Here is a 19,192-nt window from a genome sequence, read left to right as displayed (position 1 = left end):
CATGTTCTCTCCGGCACCGGTGTGTATGCGCACTTTATTTTGACTGTTTTAGAAGTGTAACTGTGATTAGGGGGCGGCCGATAGCCCCCTGCAGCCAACTGTGTGACGTTTTGTAACCGGGCGCGCCGGGACTCGGGCATGAAGCGGCATCGGCCGCGCGACGGACGGTTGGGCGGCCGGACCGGTCGCGTCAGGCGCCGGAGGCAGTATCCGGCGGAGGCGGCACGGGGCGCGTGAGGGCGCGGGCGCCGAAGATGCCGACCTCGTACAGCAGGCACATCGGCACGGCCAGCATGGTCTGTGACAGCACGTCCGGCGGTGTCAGCACGGCGGCGATCGCGAACGCACCGACGATCGCGTAGCGTCGGCTCGCGGAAAGCTGTTCCGGCGTGACGAGGCCGAGCGCGACGAGGATGACGAGTACCACCGGCACCTCGAAACAGAGCCCGAACGCGAGGAACAGCATGAGCACGAAGTCGAGGTAGCGGCCGATGTCCGGCGTCACCGCGACGCCGGCCGGCGCGATGCCGGTCATGAACGCGAACACCGCTGGCAGCACGAGGAAATACGCGAACGCGCAGCCGATGTAGAACAGGATCACCGACGACACGAGGATCGGAACGGCCAGGCGCTTCTCGTGACGGTACAGGCCGGGCGCGACGAACGCCCACAGCTGGTACAGCACGAAGGGGATCGCGATGAACAGCGCGACGAAGATCGCGAGCTTGAGCGGGGTCAGGAACGGCGAGGCGACTTCGGTCGCGATCATCGTGCCGCCTTCGGGCAGATGCCGGATCAGCGGCAGCGCGAGCCATCCGTACAGCTTGTTCGCGAACGGCATGAGCCCGAGGAGCACGACCAGCACCGCGGCGACCGCCTTGAGCAGGCGCGCGCGCAGTTCGACGAGGTGCGAGATGAACGACTGCTCGCCGTCGTGGTCGGTTTCACTCATGGTTGGACGCTGCGGGCGGCGGAGGCGCGGGGCTTACGCGCGCCGCGGCCTCGACTTCGGCCGCCGTCGCGTGGACGTCGGCGCGGACGTCGGCGGCGCGGCGCGCCTCGTCGATTGACTTCTTGAGGTCTTCCGCGGCGAGTTCCCGTTCGATTTCGCTGCGCACGCTCTGCCAGCTCGCGCGCGCGCGACGCACGAGCGCCCCTGCCGTGCGCGCAACGCGCGGCAGGCGCTCTGGGCCGAGCACGAGCAGGGCGACGACCGCGACGAGCGCGATCTCGCTGAAGCCGACGTCGAACATGCGTGTTCCCGGAACCTGGCGCGCTCGCGCGCGCCAGCGCGTCAGTCGACGCGCTCGTTCTTGCTGCCGTTCGCCGCACCGGTGTTCGCCGGCGGCGGATCGGCCTTGAGCTGGGCCGGGTCGGCTTCGCCGTCCTGCATGCCCTTCTTGAAGCCCTTGATCGCAGCTCCGACATCCTCGCCGACGTTGCGCAGCTTCTTGGTGCCGAACACGAGGGCGATGATCGCCAGCAGGACCAACCAGTGCCAGATGCTGAAACTACCCATGGGACTACCCGACGAAATGGTCGACGCGGCGCGTCGCGTTACTTCGTAGTGTACTCCTCCAGCAGGTCGCGGAAGTCGACCACCGCGTTAGGCACCCCGGAGACGCCGCCTTCGAAGATGCGGCGCGCGGTCACGCCTTCGCCGTAGACCGCCTGGTTGGCGTCGTTGTCGATCTTGAGCGCGGTGCCGTCGAGGGCCGCACCGGCGAACAGGCCGCGCGCGCGCGAATAGGAGTAGATCTCGGCCTTGAGCTGGGCGTCGGTCGACGCCTGCGCGGAGCGGCCGACCGGGCCGGCGGCGGCCGACGCGTCCGCGCCGAGGGTGAACTTGCCGTGCACGATCGAATCGACGCCGCGCTGGGTGCGGAATACGAGGATCACGTCGGTCGAGGACACCCCGGCCTGAAAGCCGATGCTGCCGCCGGTCATGCTCACGAAGGCGGGATTCGACCAGACGCCATCGCGCGTCTTGACGACGACGAGGCCGCTGCCGTGGCGGCCGCCGATGACGAGCCCGGCCTTGATGACGTCGGGGACGACCGCGATCGCATGGGCGTTCTCGAGCAGGTCCTGCGGAATCGCCTTGTCGGGCGCCTGCATGACCTCTTTCAGCACGCGCACCGCGTTTTCGGCGAGCTTGTTCTCCTCTTCGCCCGCATGCGCCTGTTGCGCCGTCGACACGACTACGGCCGAAAGGAGGAAGAACAGGGTGGCGCGCATGCACGACTCCGGTAGATGACGTTCCGTCTACGTTAATCGTGCCGAGCTGAGCCGGCGATGAAGCCGGTTCAGCCGCGCCGGCGACGTCGGTGCAGTGCGCCCGCGCACGCGATCAGGAGGGCGAGTCCCGCCAGGCCGAGTGGCGTTGCGGCCGGTGCGGCGACCGGCGCGCTGCCGCGTGGACATTGCGCAGCCCCGGTCGTGAAGCCCTTGATGCCGACCTGCCGCAGCGATTCGGGCCCGGTGATCGGGCCGAGCACATGGACGTGCCCCGACTCGGGATCGATCGTCGCGAGGTCGCTCCAGTCCGCGAGCGTGTCGGTATCGTGCTCGGGCGGAACGTAGTTGATGACTGCCCACAGCGTGCCGGCGTCATCGAAGCTCATCGAGATCGAGTTGACCCAGCGCTGCAGTTCGGGGCCGAACGCACCGATCGCGCTGGCCGCGCCGGTCGCGGGGTCGATCCTGTAGAACGTGTTGTCGCCCTTGCCGCCGGCGCCGTACATCGTGTCGCCGCGGGTAACGATGCCGGTGACCGTGTGCCCGGTTTCGCCGACGAGGGTGGTGCTGCCGTCGGCGGGACTCACGGTCCATAGCTTGTTCGCAACCGCGGAGACGAGCCAGAGCCTTCCGTCGCAGCTCGACGTCATGTTGAGATCGAGCGCATCGTTGCGGCTCGGATCGCCTTGGCCGTCGAGGCCGAAATTGCCGACGACGCGGGCCGCACCCGTGTCGGGATCGACGCCGATGAGCAGCTTGAAACCGCCGGCGACCGCATACAGCGAGCCATCGGGCATCGTGCTGAGGCCGCTGATGTTGCCGATCAATTGACCGGCATAGCGGCCCGCGGCGCCGACCGGCTGAGCCTCGTGCGTGTCGAGGTCGATGCGGTAAAGCGTGTCGAACGCCTCTCCATAGGCGGTTGCCGCCTGCGCCGGAACGGCGGCGACGGCAAGCATCCCTGCTGCGATGACGCAGGTCAGTGGGCGCATGGCGGCATGTTATCGTTATGGTAATCGTCGGCCCCGCGGTCGTCCGCGGTGGCGTCCCGAGTCTACCCAGCAACTTCAACGCCGTCAAAACCTTAGCTTCCGGCGCCCTTCCCTTGACCGGACCGCCAGCGGCGGCGCCCTGCCCGAAACCACGATGCCGCGCTACTTCGGACTCTCCAACCATCGCCACGGTGATCCGGTCGCCGCCGGCGTGCTGCTCGTCAACCTCGGCACGCCCGACGCGCCGACGCCGCGCGCGGTCAGGCGTTACCTCGCCGAATTCCTCGCCGACCCGCGCGTGGTCGAACTGCCGCGCTGGCTCTGGCGCATCATCCTGCACGGCGTCGTGCTGCGCGTGCGGCCCGCGCGATCGGCGGCGCTTTACCAGCGGATCTGGACGCCCGAGGGATCCCCGCTCGCAACGGGCACGGCGGCGCTTGCCGAGCGCCTGCAGGCGGCGCTGCGCGCGCAACGGCCGGGCCCGATCCTCGTTCGCCATGCGATGCGTTACGGCCGCCCCGGCATCCGCGCGGTGCTGCGGGAATTCGCCGCGGCCGGCGTGCGGCGCCTGCTCGTGCTGCCGCTGTTCCCGCAGTATTCGGCGACGACGACGGCGTCCGCGTTCGACGCGGTCGCGCGCGAGTTCGCCGGCTGGCGCTGGCCGCCGGAGCTCCGCTTCGTCAGCGACTACCACGCCGAGCCGCTCTACATCGAGGCGCTCGCGCGCAGCGTCGAGGCGTACTGGCAGCGACACGGTCGCGCCCAGCGGCTGCTGCTGTCGTTCCACGGCATCCCCGAGAAGAACCTGCATCGCGGCGACCCGTACTTCTGCCAGTGCCATGCGACCGCGCGACGGCTGCGCGAGCGGCTCGGCCTCGCGGAATCCGACCTCCTCGTCACCTTCCAGTCGCGTGTCGGCCGCGCGAAATGGCTGCAGCCGTACACGGATGCGACGCTCGTCGCGCTGCCCGGCGAAGGCATCAAGCAGGTGCAGGTCCTATGCCCCGGATTCGCCGTCGATTGCCTCGAGACGCTCGAGGAGATCGCGATCGGCAACCACGCGCGCTTCCTGCATGCGGGCGGCGAACGCTTCGACTACATCCCCGCGCTCGATGCGGGCGACGACCAGGTCGCAGCACTGACCGATCTCGTGTTGCGCCATGGCCAGGGCTGGAACGAGTTCGATCCGGCGTGGGACGCGGCGCGCGCGAGCGCGCAGCAAGCCGCGGCCCGTGCGCGCGCCGAACGGCTTCGCGATGCGCAGCGCTGAAGAGCTGCGCATCGAATTGTCGTCGGCGACGCTCGCCGCAAAGCGCTGGGGCGATCCCGATGCGCCGCCGCTGCTCGCATTGCACGGCTGGCTCGACAATGCGGGATCGTTCGACGAACTCGCGCCGCTGCTCGCCGCGCGATCGCAGGTGATCGCGCTGGACCTGCGTGGCCACGGGCGTTCCTCGCACATCGCTGCGGGGGCCTGGTACCACTACGTCGACTATTTCGACGACATCGGCGCCGTATTCCGTCATTTCGGCTGGCCGCGCGTCGACCTGCTCGGCCATTCGCTCGGCGGCACGCTCGCGAGCCTGTTCGCGGCGGCCTATCCGGAACGCGTGGGCGAACTGCTGTTGATCGAAGCGCTCGGTCCGCTCACGACGACGCTCGAGGATGCGCTGCCGCAGCTGCGCCGCGCGCTCGACCAGCATGCGGCGTTCGCCGCACGGCGACCGCTGCGCGTGTTCGCGACGCTCGACGAAGCGGTTGCGGCACGCATGATGGCGAACGACTTATCCGATGCGGCCGCACGCGCGATCGTCGAGCGCGGCGTGCAGGCGGTCGACGGGGGCTATGTCTGGTCGAGCGATCCGCGGCTCACGCTCGCGAGCCCGCAGAGGTACGGCGAGGAACAGGTTCGCACGATGCTCGCCGGCATCCGCGCTCGCACGCGGCTCGTGCTGGCCGATCCGCCGACGAGCTACCTGCCGTCGGCGATGATGGATGCACGAGCCGCGTGCGTCGCTGACATCCGCGTCACGCGCATCGCGGGTCACCACCATCTGCATCTCGAGGACGCCGCGGCGGTGGCCGACGCGCTGATGATCGAAGCGAAAGATTGAAACACGGAGCACACGAAGAGAGCTCAAAAGCAACAGTCTGTGCTCCGTGTGCTCCGTGTGCTGCGTGTTTCAGTCTTCTGCTTCGGGAGCATCTTTGCAGCGGGCGATTCAATTCCAACGCGCGCCTCAGGGCGAGGTCCAGTCGAGACTGACGGCGACGATGAACGCCACGGCGATGAGCAACGAGCCCACGATCGCGCCGGCCACGTACTGCAAGGCGCTGCGCCGCGCTTGATTCACGCCTGTATGAGGCGACTCAGCTCGGCCTTCAGCGCCTGGCCGTTGAGGCGCAGCCAGTCGCGCTGTTCGCGCCAGTCCGGCATGAGCTTCTCGACCAGCGCCCAGAAGCGCGGCGAGTGGCTGCGGATGCGCAGGTGACACAGTTCGTGCACGACCACGTAGCGCAGCGCCGCGGGGGGCGCGAGCGCGAGCGCGAGGTCGAGCGTGACGCGGTCGCGCGTGTCGAGGCTGCCCCACAGGCTCTTCAGCGGCCGCAGTTTCACCGCGGTCGGCGCGCGGCCGAGTTCGGGGCAGTAGCGCGCGAGCCAGCGGCTCACGTCGCGGCGGATCTGTGCCTCGAGGAACGAACGCAGCAGCGCGCGCGCCGCAGGCAGGGTCGACTTGCCGTGCGGGCGCGGCAGTGTCAGGACGAGGCGGTCATCGAACTGCTCGATCTGCGGGTAGGCACCGTCGCGCCACGACAGACGCGTGGTTTCGCCGCGCAGCGGCATCACGGTCGCCGCTCCCGGCTTCAGCGCGGGCGGCGCCGAGCCGAGGCTGAGCTCATCGAGCTTGCGCTCGAGCCATTCGCCATGCTTGCGCAGGAATGCGAACACCTGGGCCGGATGCGTGCCTTCGGGATAGGTGACGCGCGCACCGCCCGGCGTCACGGTCAGGCGCAGGCGACGCGCCTGCGGATGGCTCTTGCGCAGCACCTTGATCGTTTCGCCGGCCGGCGTCGCCAGTTCAAGGTAGTCGTGCGCAAGTTCCACTTCATTTCTCCGACAGACCCGCTCGCGCGGCGCTTCAGTCGCGCTCGCCCGGGCGGGGAATTCCGAACCACTGTTCCAATCGCTCGAACAGGTTCTTGAGTTCGAGCGTCATCAACGCAAACGTCGCATCGAGTTCGGCACGCGCCGACTCCGCGTTCCCGTCACCGAGCTCGTCGAGCACGACGTCGAGGAAGCGGAGCTTGCGCACGACGAGGTCTTCGCCGAGCACGAAACCCATCCGGTCATCGAATACGAGGCCGAGCTGGAAGACCTGCTTGCCCGACTTCAGATGCTCCCGGATTTCGTCCGATTCAAGGTCCTGCCGACGGCAGCGAACGATCGCGCCGGCTTCGGCCGGATCCCGCAGTTCGACCTCCTCGCCGAGCACCAGTCCTGGCGGCAGTTTCCCATCTATGAGCCAGCCCGTCATCAGGTTCCGCGGGGATTCCGAGGGCGCCATCGGCGTCGCCGGGAAGCGGCCGAGCGCCTCGCGCACCTGGCTGACGGCATCCTCGGCCGCCTTGCGACTCGCGCTGTCGACGACGAACCAGCCATGTTCGGCATCGAGGTAAGCAGAAAGTCGTGACGGGCGTATGAACGCGCGCGGCAGAAGTTCTGAAATAACCTCTTCCTTCAACCGCTTGCGCTCTTTCGCACCGGGCCGGCGCCCCTCCTTGTCGGCGATCTTCTGGATCCGGCCGGCGAGCTCTTCGGCCACCACGACGCCGGGAAGCAGGCGTTCCTCGGCACCAATCGTGACCAGCGCGAAGGCGCCCGTCTGGTGCATCAGTTCCTCGCTGTCGCGCCCGTACGGCGAGACGAAGCCGCGGGTTGCGAGTTCGAGTGGCCCACATTCGCGCAATCGGTGCGAATCGAGGTCTTTTTGCAGATGTTTGATGTTTTTGCTGACGCTTTCGGGGAAGCGGAACAGGCTGAGATTGCGAAAGAACATGGGCTGGAATCGGTGCTCGGAATCGGTGGTTCAGGAAGGGCGTTCGCGGTCGGATCTCGCGAACAGCCTGGCGGACTCGGCGCCCCGCCGAAAGCGGGAATCGATGCCCGCCGTCGTAGGAAGATCGAGGTGGATTGCGGTAGCCATCGGGGTGGCAGCGGATGGCGGCCGCGCAGGTCGATGGCGGTCGGGGCGATCAGCTCGGCCGGTCGTCCTCGCTTGCAGGTTCCGCTCCGGCGAGCCAGGCGCGTGCGTCCGCGCGCGCCGCGGCCGGCCGCGTGCCGAGCCCGGCGAAGTCGAACAGGTTGCGATCGGCGAGCTGGGACGGCGCCACGTTGCCGAGCGCGCGGAAGATCGTCTCGGTGCGGCCCGGATGTTTCCTTTCCCACTCGGCGAGCATCGCCTTGATCGCCTTGCGTTGCAGGTTCTCCTGCGAACCGCACAGGTTGCACGGCATGATCGGAAAGCCCTGCTGTTCGGCGTACGCCGCGATGTCGTCCTCGGCGCAGTACGCGAGCGGGCGGATCAGCACGTTGCGGCCGTCGTCCGAGCGCAGCTTCGGCGGCATCGCCTTCAGGGTCGCCTGGTGGAACAGGTTGAGGAACATCGTCTCGACGATGTCGTCGCGATGGTGGCCGAGCGCGATCTTGCTGTACCCATGCTCGGCCGCGTACGTGTACAGCGAGCCGCGGCGCAGGCGCGAGCACAGGCTGCACATCGTCCTGCCTTCCGGGATCACGCGCTTGACGACGCTGTAGGTGTCCTGCTCGAGGATCTCGAACGGCACGCCGATTCCACGCAGGTAGCGCGGCAGCGTCTCGGGATCGTACCCCGGCTGCTTCTGGTCGAGGTGGACCGCGGTGAGCTCGAAGCGCACGGGCGCCTTCGCCTGCAGCTTAAGCAGGATGTCGAGCAGCGTGTACGAATCCTTGCCGCCGGACAGGCAGACCATCACGCGGTCGCCGTCCTCGATCATGTTGTAGTCGGCAATGGCCTGGCCGACCTGATGGCGCAGGCGCTTGGCCCGCTTGGCGGCTTCGTAGTCGTGCTTGCGGGACGGCATCGCGTTCATGACCGCCTATTGTAGTCCGCGCCGTCGCAGCTGCCGATACGCCGCGGCCCCCGCTTCACTTCCGCGGCCGCCGTCGATGCGGCAAAATCCGCGCCCTCTGCGCACCGGGACGGAATCCGGGCGAATCCCCCGTCTTCCGCACGCCCCGCTGCCCGGCGCCGCCGGTACGCGCGTGCCCATCCGGAGTTGCGTCATGACTACCCCGAGCGTCGACACCGCCCGCCTCGCGAATGCGATCCGCTTCCTGTCCGCGGATGCGGTCGAGCAGGCGAAGTCGGGCCATCCGGGCATGCCGATGGGCATGGCCGAGATCGCGGTCGCGCTGTGGACGCGCCATCTCAAGCACAATCCCGCCAATCCACGCTGGGCCGATCGCGACCGCTTCGTCGTGTCCAACGGCCACGGCTCGATGCTGCTCTACTCGCTTTTGCACCTGACCGGCTACGACCTTCCGCTCGCCGAACTCAAGGCGTTCCGGCAGCTGCACTCGAAGACGCCGGGCCATCCCGAGGTGCACGTGACCCCGGGCGTGGAGACCACCACCGGCCCACTCGGCCAGGGGCTCGCCAATGCGGTCGGAATGGCGCTCGCCGAGAAGCTGCTCGCGGCCGAGTTCAACACCCACGACGCATGCGTGGTCGATCACCATACCTACGTGTTCGTCGGCGACGGCTGCCTCATGGAAGGCATTTCGCACGAAGCCTGCGCGCTCGCGGGCACCTGGCAGCTCGGCAAGCTGATCGCCCTGTACGACGACAACGGCATCTCGATCGATGGCCAAGTGCAGGGATGGTTCACGGACGACACCGCCGCGCGCTTCCGCGCCTACGGCTGGCAGGTGATCGGCCCGATCGATGGTCACGATGTCGACGCGGTCGACCGCGCGATCCTCGAGGCGAAGGAACACGCGAACCAGCCGAGCCTCGTGATCTGCCGCACCACGATCGGCAAGGGTGCGCCGACCCGCGCGGGCACGGCGAAGGCACACGGCGAAGCACTCGGTGCCGACGAGATCGCGGCGACGCGCAAGGCGCTCGGCTGGGACTACGGCCCGTTCGAGATCCCGGCCGACATCGCCGCCGCCTGGGACGCGCGTGCGGCGGGCGCACGGCATGAAGCGGCGTGGAACGCGCGCCGCGACGGCTACCGCGCGAAACACGCCGAGCGCGCCGCCGAGTTCGAGCGGCGCCTCGCGGGCGAGCTGCCGGCCGACTTCGCCGATCGCGCGGCGGCACTCCTCGCCGAAGCGAACGCGAAGGCCGAGACCGTCGCCTCGCGCAAGGCGAGCCAGTACGCGATCGAGGCGTTCGCGCCCGCGCTGCCCGAGATGCTCGGCGGCTCGGCCGACCTCACCCATTCGAACCTGACCCTCTGGAAGGGCGCGCCGTTGCTCAGCGGCGGCGGCACCGGTCGCCACATCAGCTACGGCGTGCGCGAGTTCGGCATGGCCGCGATCATGAACGGCATCGCGCTGCACGGGGGCTACATCCCGTTCGGCGGAACGTTCCTGACCTTCAGCGACTACAGCCGCAATGCGATCCGCATGGCCGCGCTGATGCACCAGCGCGTGATCCATGTCTTCACCCACGACTCGATCGGCCTCGGCGAGGACGGGCCGACCCACCAGTCGGTCGAGCAGGTGTCGTCGTTGCGCCTGATCCCGAACCTGCACGTCTGGCGTCCGTGCGACACGGTCGAGACCGCGGTCGCCTGGAAGCTCGCGCTCGAGCGCCGCGACGCGCCGACCGCGCTCGCGCTGTCGCGCCAGAACCTGCCGTTCGTGCCACGCAGCGACGCCCAGATCGCCGCGATCGAACGCGGTGGCTACGTGCTCGCCGACAGCGACGGCCCGCCCGCGCGCATCCTGATCGCGACCGGTTCGGAAGTCGGCCTTGCGCTCGCAGCGAAGAAGCTGCTCGATGCCGACGGCCTGCCGACGCGCGTCGTATCGATGCCGTCGACGGAAGCGTTCGACCGCCAGGACGACGCGTACCGTGCCTCCGTGCTGCCCGCCGACGTGCGCAAGGTCGCGATCGAGGCCGGTGCGACCGCGCTCTGGTGGAAGTACGTACGCGGCCACGGCAGCGTCATCGGCATCGATCGCTACGGCGAATCGGCGCCGGCAGGCCAGTTGTTCGAGTTCTTCGGCTTCACGCCCAGGCACGTCGCAGAAGTGGCGAAGGGCGCGTAGGGCGCTGCGCGCGAAGCGAGGGTCGAGTGCGTAGGGCGGATCGAGTGCGCGGCGCGAGTCCCGCCGCGTACTCGCGAAACTTCGGTCGTCGCGGCGGCACGCGCTACGCGCGCACCGACCTACGCGCGTACCGCCCTGCGGTAGACTGCGCGATGCCATGTTCCCCGACGATCCCGCCGCCATCGTCCGCCGCCTGACCGAACTGCGGATCGAGCATCGCGACCTCGATGCGGCGATCGCGCGCCTGCCGACCGGCCCCGGCTGCGACGAGCTGCAGCTCACGCGGCTGAAGAAGCGCAAGCTCAGGCTCAAGGACATGATCGCCTATCTCGAAGACAAGCTGATCCCCGATCTGGATGCGTGAAGCGCGTCAGGCTTTGGTCGACGTCGACGCTTCGTTGCGGGTGAGTTCGGCCTGCTTTTCGGGCGTCAGCTTGAGGATTCCGTGGCGGATTTCGCGCGAGAGGATCACGCGCGCGTCCTTGGCGACTTCCTCGAGCGTGAGATCGAAATCGAGTTTGCCGTCCTCGTCGGCCCAGACGACGCGCCGTTCGCGCAGCTTCTGGATGAAGCCGCGGAACAGGCTGCGGTCGAAGAACTCCGGCGCGTTGAGTTCGTGCAGCAGCGACAGCCGCTGCGCGCTGAGGAAGCAGAGGTTCTCGAGTTCAGCGGCGGTGAGCGTGTGCGGCCCGTTCTTCACCAGCAGCGCAAGGCCGATGTAGTAACGCTCGATCGCCGGCAGCAGCGTGTGCGCGAGCGCGCGCAGCCGGAACGCCGCGTCGCTCTGGCCCGGCCCGCGCTCCACGATGCGTCCGTCGGCGTCCGCCTCGAGCAGGCCCTGCGCGATGAAGAAATCGAGCGTCTTCTGCATGCGCTCGCCGAACTCCTCCTCGCTCCACGGCAGGAACAGCTCGGCCTGCACGAACGGATAGATCAGGCGTCCGAGGCGCAGGATCGACGTACGCGCGAGGCGGCGATTGTTGAGGAAGCAGCAGGCGACCCACGACGCCGTCGCGAACAGGTGCGTGACGTTGTTGCGGAAGTAGCTCAGCATCACGCCCTGCTTCGCATCGACGACGAGCACATCGCCGAGTGGATGCGCGACGCGGCGGATCCATTGCATTTTTTCGCCGTAGGCGATGATTTCGGGCGCGCCGAGCGAGGTCAGCGTGACGCGTTCGGAGTATGGCAGCGAACCGAGCAGGGCCTTGTAGAGGTCCAGCTGCGCGAGCAGGTCGGCTTCCGCCATCGCGTGCTTGGGCGTCGCGAGCAGCGCGACCGCGAGCAGGTTGATCGGGTTCGCGTGCGCGGCCCGATTGATGTTGACGAGGATGCGCTCGCCGAGCGTGTCCACCGCGGCCTTGAGCCATGCGGGCTTCGCGTCCGGGTTCTCGATCGCGCCCTTCCAGTCGGGGGCGATCTGGTCGAGCAGCGGGGTCAGGAACAGCGGCTCGCCGAAATTCACGGTAACCGCACCGTAGTTGTCGCGAAGCGCGCCGAGGCCACGCAGCAGCGCTCCCCACGACTCCTTTTCCTTCGGCTTGCCGGACAGCTCGCCGATGTAGGACTCGCCCTCCATGATCTTCTCGTAGCCGATGTACACCGGCTGGAACACCACCGGTCGCTCCGGCTGGCGCAGGAAGCTGCGCAGGGTCATCGACAGCAGACCGCCGCGCGGTTCGAGCGTGCGCCCCGTGCGCGAGCGGCCGCCCTCGATGAAATACATCAGCGAGATGCCGCGCGCGATGAGCTGGCTCATGTACTCGCGAAACACCGTCGAGTAGAACGGGTCGCTGAAGCTGCGCCGCAGGAAGAACGCGCCGCCACGACGGAGCAGCGGCCCGATCAGCGGCAGGTTGAGGTTCACGCCCGCTGCGATGTGCGGCACGGGCAGGCCGTGCCGGTACAGCAGGTACGGCAGCAGCGCGTCGTCGGTGGTGCTGCGATGGCACGGCACGAACACGACTTCGTGGCCGGGCACGATCTTGCGCAGCTCCTCGAAGTGGTTCATGTGCACGCCGCGGTAGATCTTCTCCCACAGTCCCGTGAGCATGAACGACGCCGAGCGCACGACGAGATGGGACTGGTCCGCCGCGATCTCCCACGCGAAGGCGCGCGCCTTGCGAACCGCCGTGTCGCGGTCGATGCCCTCCTTGCTCGCATTGGCGTCGATCGCCTGCTGCACGGGCGCGGCATTGACCACGCCGTCGATCAGCGTGCGCCGGTGCGACAGGTCGGGTCCGATCACCGCGGAGCGGATGCGGCGGAAATGCGCGCGCAGGATCCGCTGCAGCTTGCGCACGCCGCGCTCGGCTTCGGGCTGGTCGGCGATGACTTCGCGCAAGCTGACCGGTGCGGCGAACTGCACGTGCGTATCGCGCCCGTTGAGCGCGAGCGCGAGCAGGCGGCGGAAGCGGCCGACCACGACCCAGTTTTCGGAGAACAGCACGCTGAACCAGCCCGACTCGCGGTCGGGCGCACGGCCGACGAAGATCGAGACCGGCACGAGGCGAACGTCCTGTTCGGGGTCCGCGCGAACGATGTCGGCGAGCAGGCTCAACGTCTCCGATCGCGTCGGGTGCGGTTGGCGTCCGAACACGCGCGGCCGACGCGAAAGCGCGACCACCGCGCGGCGGCGCCGGATCGGCAGCCGGTCGGCGGCCGCATAGGGCGATGGAAGGCCGGCCTCGGCGCAGGCCTGGTCGAGGATCAGCGTGTCGGACAGGCCATAGCGCTCGATCACGTAGACCGTCGGCCGCGCGTCGTCGGGCAGGATTGCGTGGACGTCGTCAGGCGTGCGGCGGATGCGGATCCAGGGGCGCAGCAGCGCGCCGAACGCCTTGAGCCAGGCGGGCACCTGCGCGGCCTCGGGCGGGCGCGGCGCCGGTTGCGTGTCGTTCATGCGTCGAGTCTATCAGGATGTCCGAATGCCCCCGCGCACGGCGCTGCGTGCGCGGGGTCGACGTCCGACCGATGGGCGTGCCGCGACGGGCGCGGCGAAGGTCAGCCCTGCTTCGGTGCTTCCGGGGCGGGTGCGGCCTGGCTTTCAGGCGCGGTCACGGCCGGCGTCGTGGTCGCCTGCTCGGCCGCGTTTTCCTTCAGCTTTTCGATCGTCTGCTTGCCGTACCAGCGGCCGTCGACGTTGACCATCTCGGTCGTCGCGGTCAACGGAGCGCCCAGCAGCGTGTAGGACAGCTGCACCGAAGCGGTCTTGCCGTCGTTGGACAGCACCTGCGGCTTGATCGAGTCGAGCGTCTGGTCGATCGACAAGCCGTACACCGCGAGCGCGTCCTTGAGGGCGAGGAACGCGATGCGCGCCTTCTGCATCGACTGGTCGTAGTCGAGCGCGCGCGCCTCGTCGAGCGACTTGAGGTTCATCTCGCGCGCGGCCTTGGCGACGATCGCGATGACCTTCTTGACCGAGTCGGCGTCGGTGAAATGCGTCTTCACGACCCACGCCTGCAACGCGTCGACCGCAGCCGTCGCCTGCGCACGCTCGGCTTCGCTCATGGTCTGGGCCTGCTGGATCATGTTCTTGATCCAGCCAGCGCCGGCCATCGCGTACATCGGCAGCTGCTGCTGGTACTGCGCGTCGAACTCCTTGAGCTTGGGTTCGATCTCGGCGAACAGCTTCTGCTCCGCGTCGGGCGCGGTCAGTTTCGCCATCGTCTCGTTGAACTGCGTGCGCTGTTCCTCGGTGACCGGCTCCTGGTCCTTGGCCTTGCCCCATTCGGCCTTCGCCTTGGCGAAGTCGGCCGGCGGCAGCGCGTTCTGCATCAGGCCGGCGATGTCGCCCTGCTTGACCAGCTGCACCGAGGCGAGGATCGCCGCGTCGGGCGTCGCCGCCGCAGGTGCCGTGACGGCGGTTTCGGCCGGCTTCTGTTCGCAGCCGGCGAAGAAGACGAGCAGCGACGCCGCGAGCGCCGCGCGGACCAGAGGCTTGACCATGAGCGTTCCCCAGAGGGTTGGAAGGGCGCGAACTTTAGCAGCGCGCCCGCACAGCGGCCACCGTGCCGGCTCCGCACGTGCATTCGCGGAAGGGCCGTGACGGATCGCGCCCGGCCGGCGCAAGCATCGTGTGCGACCGGTGCGCACGGTCGCGCGGGCAAAAAATAACCCGGAGGGCGAACCTTCCGGGTGGAATCCGGCAGTGCCGGAGGAGGAAATCGTACGTCGTTCTCTGGGGGCTGTCCGTCGGTATACGGTCCACCGTGCACCGCTAAATCGCGAGCGCGATTGTACTTAGCGGATACATCTCATGCAATACGTGATGTATTTAACCACAACCGCATGATCAGTAACGCAATTTACCTAGCTTGGCTGCGCGCTGGCGCGGCTCGGGCTGGTTCCAATCATTGTCGAACAGCGCCGGTTCCCACGAGCCGTAGGTCGGGTTCGGCAGCACGAACCAACGCTCGCCGAACCATTCGGCGTAAGCGGTCGCGGCGTCGCGACGGCCTTGCGGGGAATTGGCGAGCACGTCGATGAAGTCGCCGAGCTGGTCGCCGACCTGGAGCAGCACGCGGTGCGTGCGTCCGATCAGCATGCGCCGGCAGCCTTTCTCGCTTCCCTGCTGTTCGCAGCCGTCGACGACGGTGCCGAGTCCGAGGAAGACCCGTTCGCCGGCCGCGATCGGGAAGCCGGCCTTGCGCAGGTTCGCGAGCGTCGCATCGTTGAGGTCCTGCGCGCGGTTGGAGAGATAGAACACGGTGACGCCCCGCGCGGCCGCGAGGCGCGCGAACTCGAGTGCGCCCGGCAATGGCTGCGCCGCTTCCTCGCGGCACCATTGCGCCCAGCTGAATTCGTCGAAGCGCTTGCCGTCACGCACGAGCCGTGCCTGGTAGGGCGAGTTGTCGAGCACCGTCTCGTCGATGTCGAGGATCACCGCAGGCGCGAGGCCGCGTGGATCACCCGTGCGTTCGTCGCGGGGCAGCGCATCCCAGTCGTGCTCGGCGAGCGCGCGCACGAGCTGTTCTCCCGCATGGCGATACACCTCGCGGTAAACGAGGTCGTGTTCGATCGCCGTCTGCGTCCACGCGACCGCATTGAGGTTGTCGTTCGCTGCGGTGCCGGCGACCGCCTGAGGTGCCGTCCCTGCGATGGCAGCGCCGTGTGGCGGGCGCGTCGTCGCACAGCCGGCGAGGACGCCGAGCGACAGCGCGATCAGGAACGGGCGGACATTCGACATGGTGGCTCCGGGATTGGAAAACGCGAGGACCGCCCCGACAACACGGGCGCGGGGTTTGCCGTGGCCGGTGAGACGGCCCGATCGCAGGACGCATCGGGACGCGGAGTGTACCGTCGCTCCTCGTCTGCAGGATGACGCTGCGCGGACTACTGGAAATCGGGCGATAGGTTCTAAGATCACGCCGCTGCATCACACGCGCTCGCACGGACGCCCGTCGGTCGCTGCGCCACGCCCACGGGACGCCCATGGATCCTTCGATCAGCTCGCGCACCCAGATCGCCTCGTACGTTCTCGCCGCACTGGCGCTGGTTCTCATCCTCGAACTGCATCTGCTGCCCGCCCTGCTGGCCGGGCTGCTCGTCTACGCGCTCGTGGAGGCGCTCGCGCCACCGCTGCAGCGTCACTTTCCCGGCGCACGCGCGCACGGGCTCGTCGTCGCCTTGCTCAGCGTCGTCGTCGTCGGCCTCCTCACGCTGGCGATCATCGGCGCGGTTTCGTTCCTGCGCCGCGAACTCGGCGAGCCGGGAGCGCTGTTCGAAAGCCTGATGCCGCTCATCGATCGCGCCCGCGCGCAGCTTCCACAGGTCGTGGTCAACCACCTCCCCGACAGCATCGACGACTTCCGCGCCGCCGCGATCGAATGGTTGCGCGCCCACGCCGCGCAGCTGCAGATCGCGGGCAAGACGGCCGCGCGCGTGGTCGTGCACCTCCTGATCGGCATGGTGCTCGGCGCGATGGTCGCGCTCGCCGATGCGGCGACGCATCCGGACAAGCGCCGCGGTCCGCTCGTCGAGGCGCTCGTGCAGCGCTGTCGCAGCCTCGTCGCCGCGTTCCACGACATCGTCTTCGCGCAGGTGAAGATATCCGCGGTCAACACGCTGTTCACGGCGATTTTCCTGCTCGTCGTGCTACCGCTGTTCGGCACCAGCCTGCCGTTCGCGAAAAGCCTCGTCGTCGCGACCTTCGTCGCCGGCCTGTTGCCGGTGATCGGCAACCTCATTTCCAACACCCTCATCTTCGTGGTCGGTCTGTCGCTGTCGTTCGGCGTGGCGATCTCGGCGCTCGTCTACCTCGTGCTCATCCACAAGTTCGAGTATTTCCTCAATGCGCGCATCGTCGGCACGCAGATCCGCGCGCGCGCATGGGAGCTGCTCATCGCGATGCTGTTCATGGAAGCCGCGTTCGGCGCCGCCGGCCTGGTCGCCGCACCGATCTACTACGCCTACCTCAAGCGCGAGCTGTCCAATTCGGGGCTGCTTTGAAGCGCCGCAGGACGCGTCGTCACGCCGCCGGCGGCTCCGATCGCTGCCCGCGCACGCCGAGCGCGGTGCCCGCCGCGGCCGCTACGATGGCCGCGATCGCGAGCCACTGCAGCAGCCCGAGGCGCTCTCCGAGGAAGGCTGCGCCGGCCGCGGCCGCGAGCGCGGGTTCCAGACTCAGCAGGGTGCCGAACGCGCGCGCGGGCAGGCGCGTCAGCGCGATCATCTCGAGCGTGTACGGCAGCGCCGAGCTGAGCACGGCGACGCCGAGCGCGAACGGCAGCAGCGACGGCGACAGCAACGCAGTGCCCGCATGCGCGAAGCCGATCGGAACCACGAGCAGCGCGCCGATCGCGGTTCCCAGCGCGACCGCATCCGAACCGTACGCGACGCCCGCCTTCCTGCCGAACACGATGTAGAGAACCCAGCCGACTCCCGCGACGAGCGCGAGGGCGACGCCGAGCGGATCGAGCGGCCGGGTCTGTTCGCGCAGGGGCAGCAACAGCAGCAGTCCAGCCACCACCAACGCGATCCAGACGAAGTCGACGAAGCGACGCGAGCCGAACAGCGCGAGCGCCAGCGGGCCGGTGAATTCGAGCGCCACGGCGATGCCGAGCGGGATCGTGCGCAGCGACAGGTAGAACACGAGGTTCATCGCCCCGATCGCGAGACCGTAGGCCCATAGCGCGCGTCGGCCCTCGCGCGCATGCGAACGCCGCCATGGCCGCCGCCACGCGAGCAGGATGAGCGCAGCGAGGCCGAGCCGGTAGGCCGTCGCGCCCTCCGCACCCACGGCGGGGAAAAGGTGCTTGGCCAACGCCGCCCCGCACTGGTAGGACAGCATGCCGACCAGCAACGCGCCGATCGCGAGCAGTACACGCGTGATGTCCGGGCGAGTGGGCATGGTAGGCGGCGCGGGACGGTGCCCGATCTTCGCAGAACACGCGTCCGCAGGTGCGCCCGCGCGCGACCCCTGCTGACAGCCGTTGTCAGCAGGGCAGGCGGCTCAGTCGGCGAGCAAGCTCGCGAGGCGGGCGATGTGCGAGCTCGCGAGTTCCTGCCGGTGCGCGGCGTCCTGCTCGGCGTCGCGGCCGGACCAGTGCAGGTCGTCCGCGGGAAGTTCGTCGAGGAAGCGGCTCGGCCGGTTCGCGATGATCTCGCCGAAGCGCTTGCGCCGCTTCGCGTACGAGAGCGACAGCTGCTCCTTCGCGCGCGTGATGCCGACGTAGAGCAGGCGGCGTTCCTCCTCGATGCGACCTTCCTCGACGCTGCCTTCGTGCGGGAGGGTCGCGTCGTCGACGCCGACGAGGAAGACGAAGCGGAACTCGAGCCCCTTGGCAGAGTGCAACGTCATCAGGCGCGCTGCGTTGCCGGGCTCGTCGCGATCGCCGTGGCCGAGCAGCGCGAGCTGCGCGGCGAGGTCGCCGGCGGCGCCCTCCTTCTGCATCGCACGGAACCACTCACCGAGTTCCCTGAGGTTCTCGAGCCGCCGCTCGCGCAGCGCGGGTTCCTTCACCTGCGCGGCGATGTGTTCGGCGTAGCCGATACGCCGCACGAGTTCTTCCACGAGGTCCGCCGCAGGCGTGCGCTCGGCCCTCGCCGCGAACTCGCGCACGAGCGCGGCGAACGCGACCAGCGACGATGCCGCGCGGCCGGTGAGCTGGCCGAGCACGGCGTCGTTCTGCGCCGCGCGCAGCAGCGAGACGTGGCGCGCGCCTGCGAGTTCGCCGAGCTTCTCGAGCGTGGTCGCGCCGATGTCGCGGCGCGGCAGGTTCACGACGCGCAGGAACGCCGCATCGTCGTCGGGATTGTTGACGAGGCGCAGGTAGGCGAGCACGTCCTTCACTTCGGTGCGATCGAGGAACGCGGTGCCGCCGGTCACGTGGTACGGCACGCGCGCGAGGCGCAGCGCCTTCTCGAGCGCGCGCGACTGGTGGTTGCCGCGATAGAGGATCGCGAACTCGTGCCACGGCGCCTTGTGCTTTTCGGCAAGGTGCGCGATCGCTCCGGCAACGCATTCGGCCTCGTGTTCGTCGTCGCGGCATTCGAGCACGCGTACGGGCGGCCCTTCGCCCTGCTCGCTCCAGAGGCGCTTCTCGAACAGGTGTGCGTTCTGCGCGATGACCTTGTTCGCGCAGCGCAGGATGCGTCGCGCGCAACGGTAGTTCTGCTCGAGCTTGACCACGCGCAGCTT

18 protein-coding genes are annotated in these 19,192 nt (G+C 68.6%); 5 read left to right on the top strand and 13 right to left on the bottom strand.

Annotated elements, in window-relative coordinates:
• Positions 1-190: 190 nt before the first annotated feature.
• From tatC to VI238_RS07385, 5 genes are all read right to left on the bottom strand, one after another.
• A complete protein-coding gene (gene tatC / locus VI238_RS07405) occupies positions 191-952 on the bottom strand; it encodes a twin-arginine translocase subunit TatC (RefSeq protein WP_331650017.1) in 762 nt (253 codons plus the stop codon).
• Positions 945-1,253 carry a Sec-independent protein translocase protein TatB gene (tatB, locus tag VI238_RS07400; RefSeq protein ID WP_414650035.1) on the bottom strand — a complete coding sequence of 103 codons (309 nt, stop codon included), beginning with the start codon at positions 1,251-1,253 and terminating at the stop codon, positions 945-947. Before tatB ends, tatC begins: the two co-directional genes overlap by 8 nt.
• Before the next feature lie 41 nt (positions 1,254-1,294).
• Positions 1,295-1,519, bottom strand: coding sequence for a Sec-independent protein translocase subunit TatA (tatA, locus tag VI238_RS07395; RefSeq protein WP_331650015.1), 225 nt, complete (start codon positions 1,517-1,519; stop codon positions 1,295-1,297).
• Positions 1,520-1,557: 38 nt separating this feature from the next.
• Positions 1,558-2,238 carry a lipid-binding SYLF domain-containing protein gene (locus VI238_RS07390; RefSeq protein ID WP_331650013.1) on the bottom strand — a complete coding sequence of 227 codons (681 nt, stop codon included), beginning with the start codon at positions 2,236-2,238 and terminating at the stop codon, positions 1,558-1,560.
• A gap of 68 nt (positions 2,239-2,306) precedes the next feature.
• Positions 2,307-3,230 carry a hypothetical protein gene (locus VI238_RS07385; protein WP_331650011.1) on the bottom strand — a complete coding sequence of 308 codons (924 nt, stop codon included), beginning with the start codon at positions 3,228-3,230 and terminating at the stop codon, positions 2,307-2,309.
• Positions 3,231-3,384: 154 nt separating this feature from the next.
• Between VI238_RS07385 and hemH the strand changes: the two genes are divergently transcribed.
• Both hemH and VI238_RS07375 read left to right on the top strand, forming a co-directional pair.
• Positions 3,385-4,500 (top strand): ferrochelatase, encoded by a 1,116-nt coding sequence (gene hemH, locus VI238_RS07380; RefSeq protein WP_331650009.1) that lies wholly within the window; start codon positions 3,385-3,387, stop codon positions 4,498-4,500.
• Complete coding sequence (locus VI238_RS07375; protein WP_331650007.1) at positions 4,487-5,344, top strand: alpha/beta hydrolase; 858 nt, start codon at positions 4,487-4,489, stop codon at positions 5,342-5,344. The genes hemH and VI238_RS07375 overlap by 14 nt, the downstream gene beginning before the upstream one ends.
• A gap of 236 nt (positions 5,345-5,580) precedes the next feature.
• Here VI238_RS07375 and VI238_RS07370 read toward each other — a convergent pair whose 3' ends face one another.
• The 3 genes from VI238_RS07370 to ttcA all read right to left on the bottom strand — a co-directional run bounded on the left by VI238_RS07370 (position 5,581) and on the right by ttcA (position 8,360).
• Positions 5,581-6,336 (bottom strand): SprT family zinc-dependent metalloprotease, encoded by a 756-nt coding sequence (locus VI238_RS07370; RefSeq protein ID WP_331650005.1) that lies wholly within the window; start codon positions 6,334-6,336, stop codon positions 5,581-5,583.
• Positions 6,337-6,370: 34 nt separating this feature from the next.
• On the bottom strand, positions 6,371-7,288 hold the full coding sequence (locus VI238_RS07365; protein ID WP_331650003.1) for a recombination-associated protein RdgC: 918 nt from the start codon (positions 7,286-7,288) through the stop codon (positions 6,371-6,373).
• A gap of 196 nt (positions 7,289-7,484) precedes the next feature.
• Positions 7,485-8,360, bottom strand: a complete 876-nt coding sequence (gene ttcA, locus VI238_RS07360; protein ID WP_331650001.1) for a tRNA 2-thiocytidine(32) synthetase TtcA — start codon at positions 8,358-8,360, stop codon at positions 7,485-7,487.
• A 193-nt stretch (positions 8,361-8,553) separates the two neighbouring features.
• Between ttcA and tkt the strand changes: the two genes are divergently transcribed.
• Together tkt and VI238_RS07350 are read left to right on the top strand one after the other, a co-directional pair.
• Positions 8,554-10,551: a transketolase gene (tkt, locus tag VI238_RS07355; RefSeq protein WP_331649999.1), complete on the top strand. Its 1,998-nt coding sequence runs from the start codon at positions 8,554-8,556 to the stop codon at positions 10,549-10,551.
• 157 nt (positions 10,552-10,708) lie between these two features.
• Complete coding sequence (locus tag VI238_RS07350) at positions 10,709-10,915, top strand: YdcH family protein (RefSeq protein WP_331649997.1); 207 nt, start codon at positions 10,709-10,711, stop codon at positions 10,913-10,915.
• A gap of 6 nt (positions 10,916-10,921) precedes the next feature.
• Here the strand turns inward: VI238_RS07350 and plsB are convergent, their stop codons facing one another.
• The 3 genes from plsB to VI238_RS07335 form a co-directional block, all read right to left on the bottom strand.
• The gene (gene plsB / locus VI238_RS07345) at positions 10,922-13,453 is read right to left on the bottom strand and encodes a glycerol-3-phosphate 1-O-acyltransferase PlsB (RefSeq protein WP_331649995.1); all 2,532 of its coding nucleotides are present in this window, start codon (positions 13,451-13,453) and stop codon (positions 10,922-10,924) included.
• Positions 13,454-13,554: 101 nt separating this feature from the next.
• Complete coding sequence (locus tag VI238_RS07340) at positions 13,555-14,499, bottom strand: hypothetical protein (RefSeq protein WP_331649993.1); 945 nt, start codon at positions 14,497-14,499, stop codon at positions 13,555-13,557.
• 346 nt (positions 14,500-14,845) lie between these two features.
• Entirely contained in the window at positions 14,846-15,739 is an 894-nt protein-coding gene (locus tag VI238_RS07335; protein WP_331649991.1) for a 5'-nucleotidase, lipoprotein e(P4) family, read from the bottom strand.
• Between the two features lie 245 nt (positions 15,740-15,984).
• Here VI238_RS07335 and VI238_RS07330 point away from each other — a divergent pair, with 245 nt between their 5' ends.
• On the top strand, positions 15,985-17,001 hold the full coding sequence (locus tag VI238_RS07330; RefSeq protein WP_331649989.1) for an AI-2E family transporter: 1,017 nt from the start codon (positions 15,985-15,987) through the stop codon (positions 16,999-17,001).
• A gap of 19 nt (positions 17,002-17,020) precedes the next feature.
• Here VI238_RS07330 and VI238_RS07325 read toward each other — a convergent pair whose 3' ends face one another.
• Positions 17,021-17,902, bottom strand: a complete 882-nt coding sequence (locus VI238_RS07325) for an EamA family transporter (protein ID WP_331649987.1) — start codon at positions 17,900-17,902, stop codon at positions 17,021-17,023.
• A gap of 102 nt (positions 17,903-18,004) precedes the next feature.
• A partial coding sequence (locus VI238_RS07320; protein ID WP_331649985.1) for an ATP-dependent helicase occupies positions 18,005-19,192 on the bottom strand: 1,188 nt, incomplete at its 5' end.

It is taken from the genome of Dokdonella sp., from assembly GCF_036518555.1.
Taxonomy (GTDB): domain Bacteria; phylum Pseudomonadota; class Gammaproteobacteria; order Xanthomonadales; family Rhodanobacteraceae; genus Dokdonella_A.
This window is presented reverse-complemented; position numbering and strand designations above follow the sequence as displayed.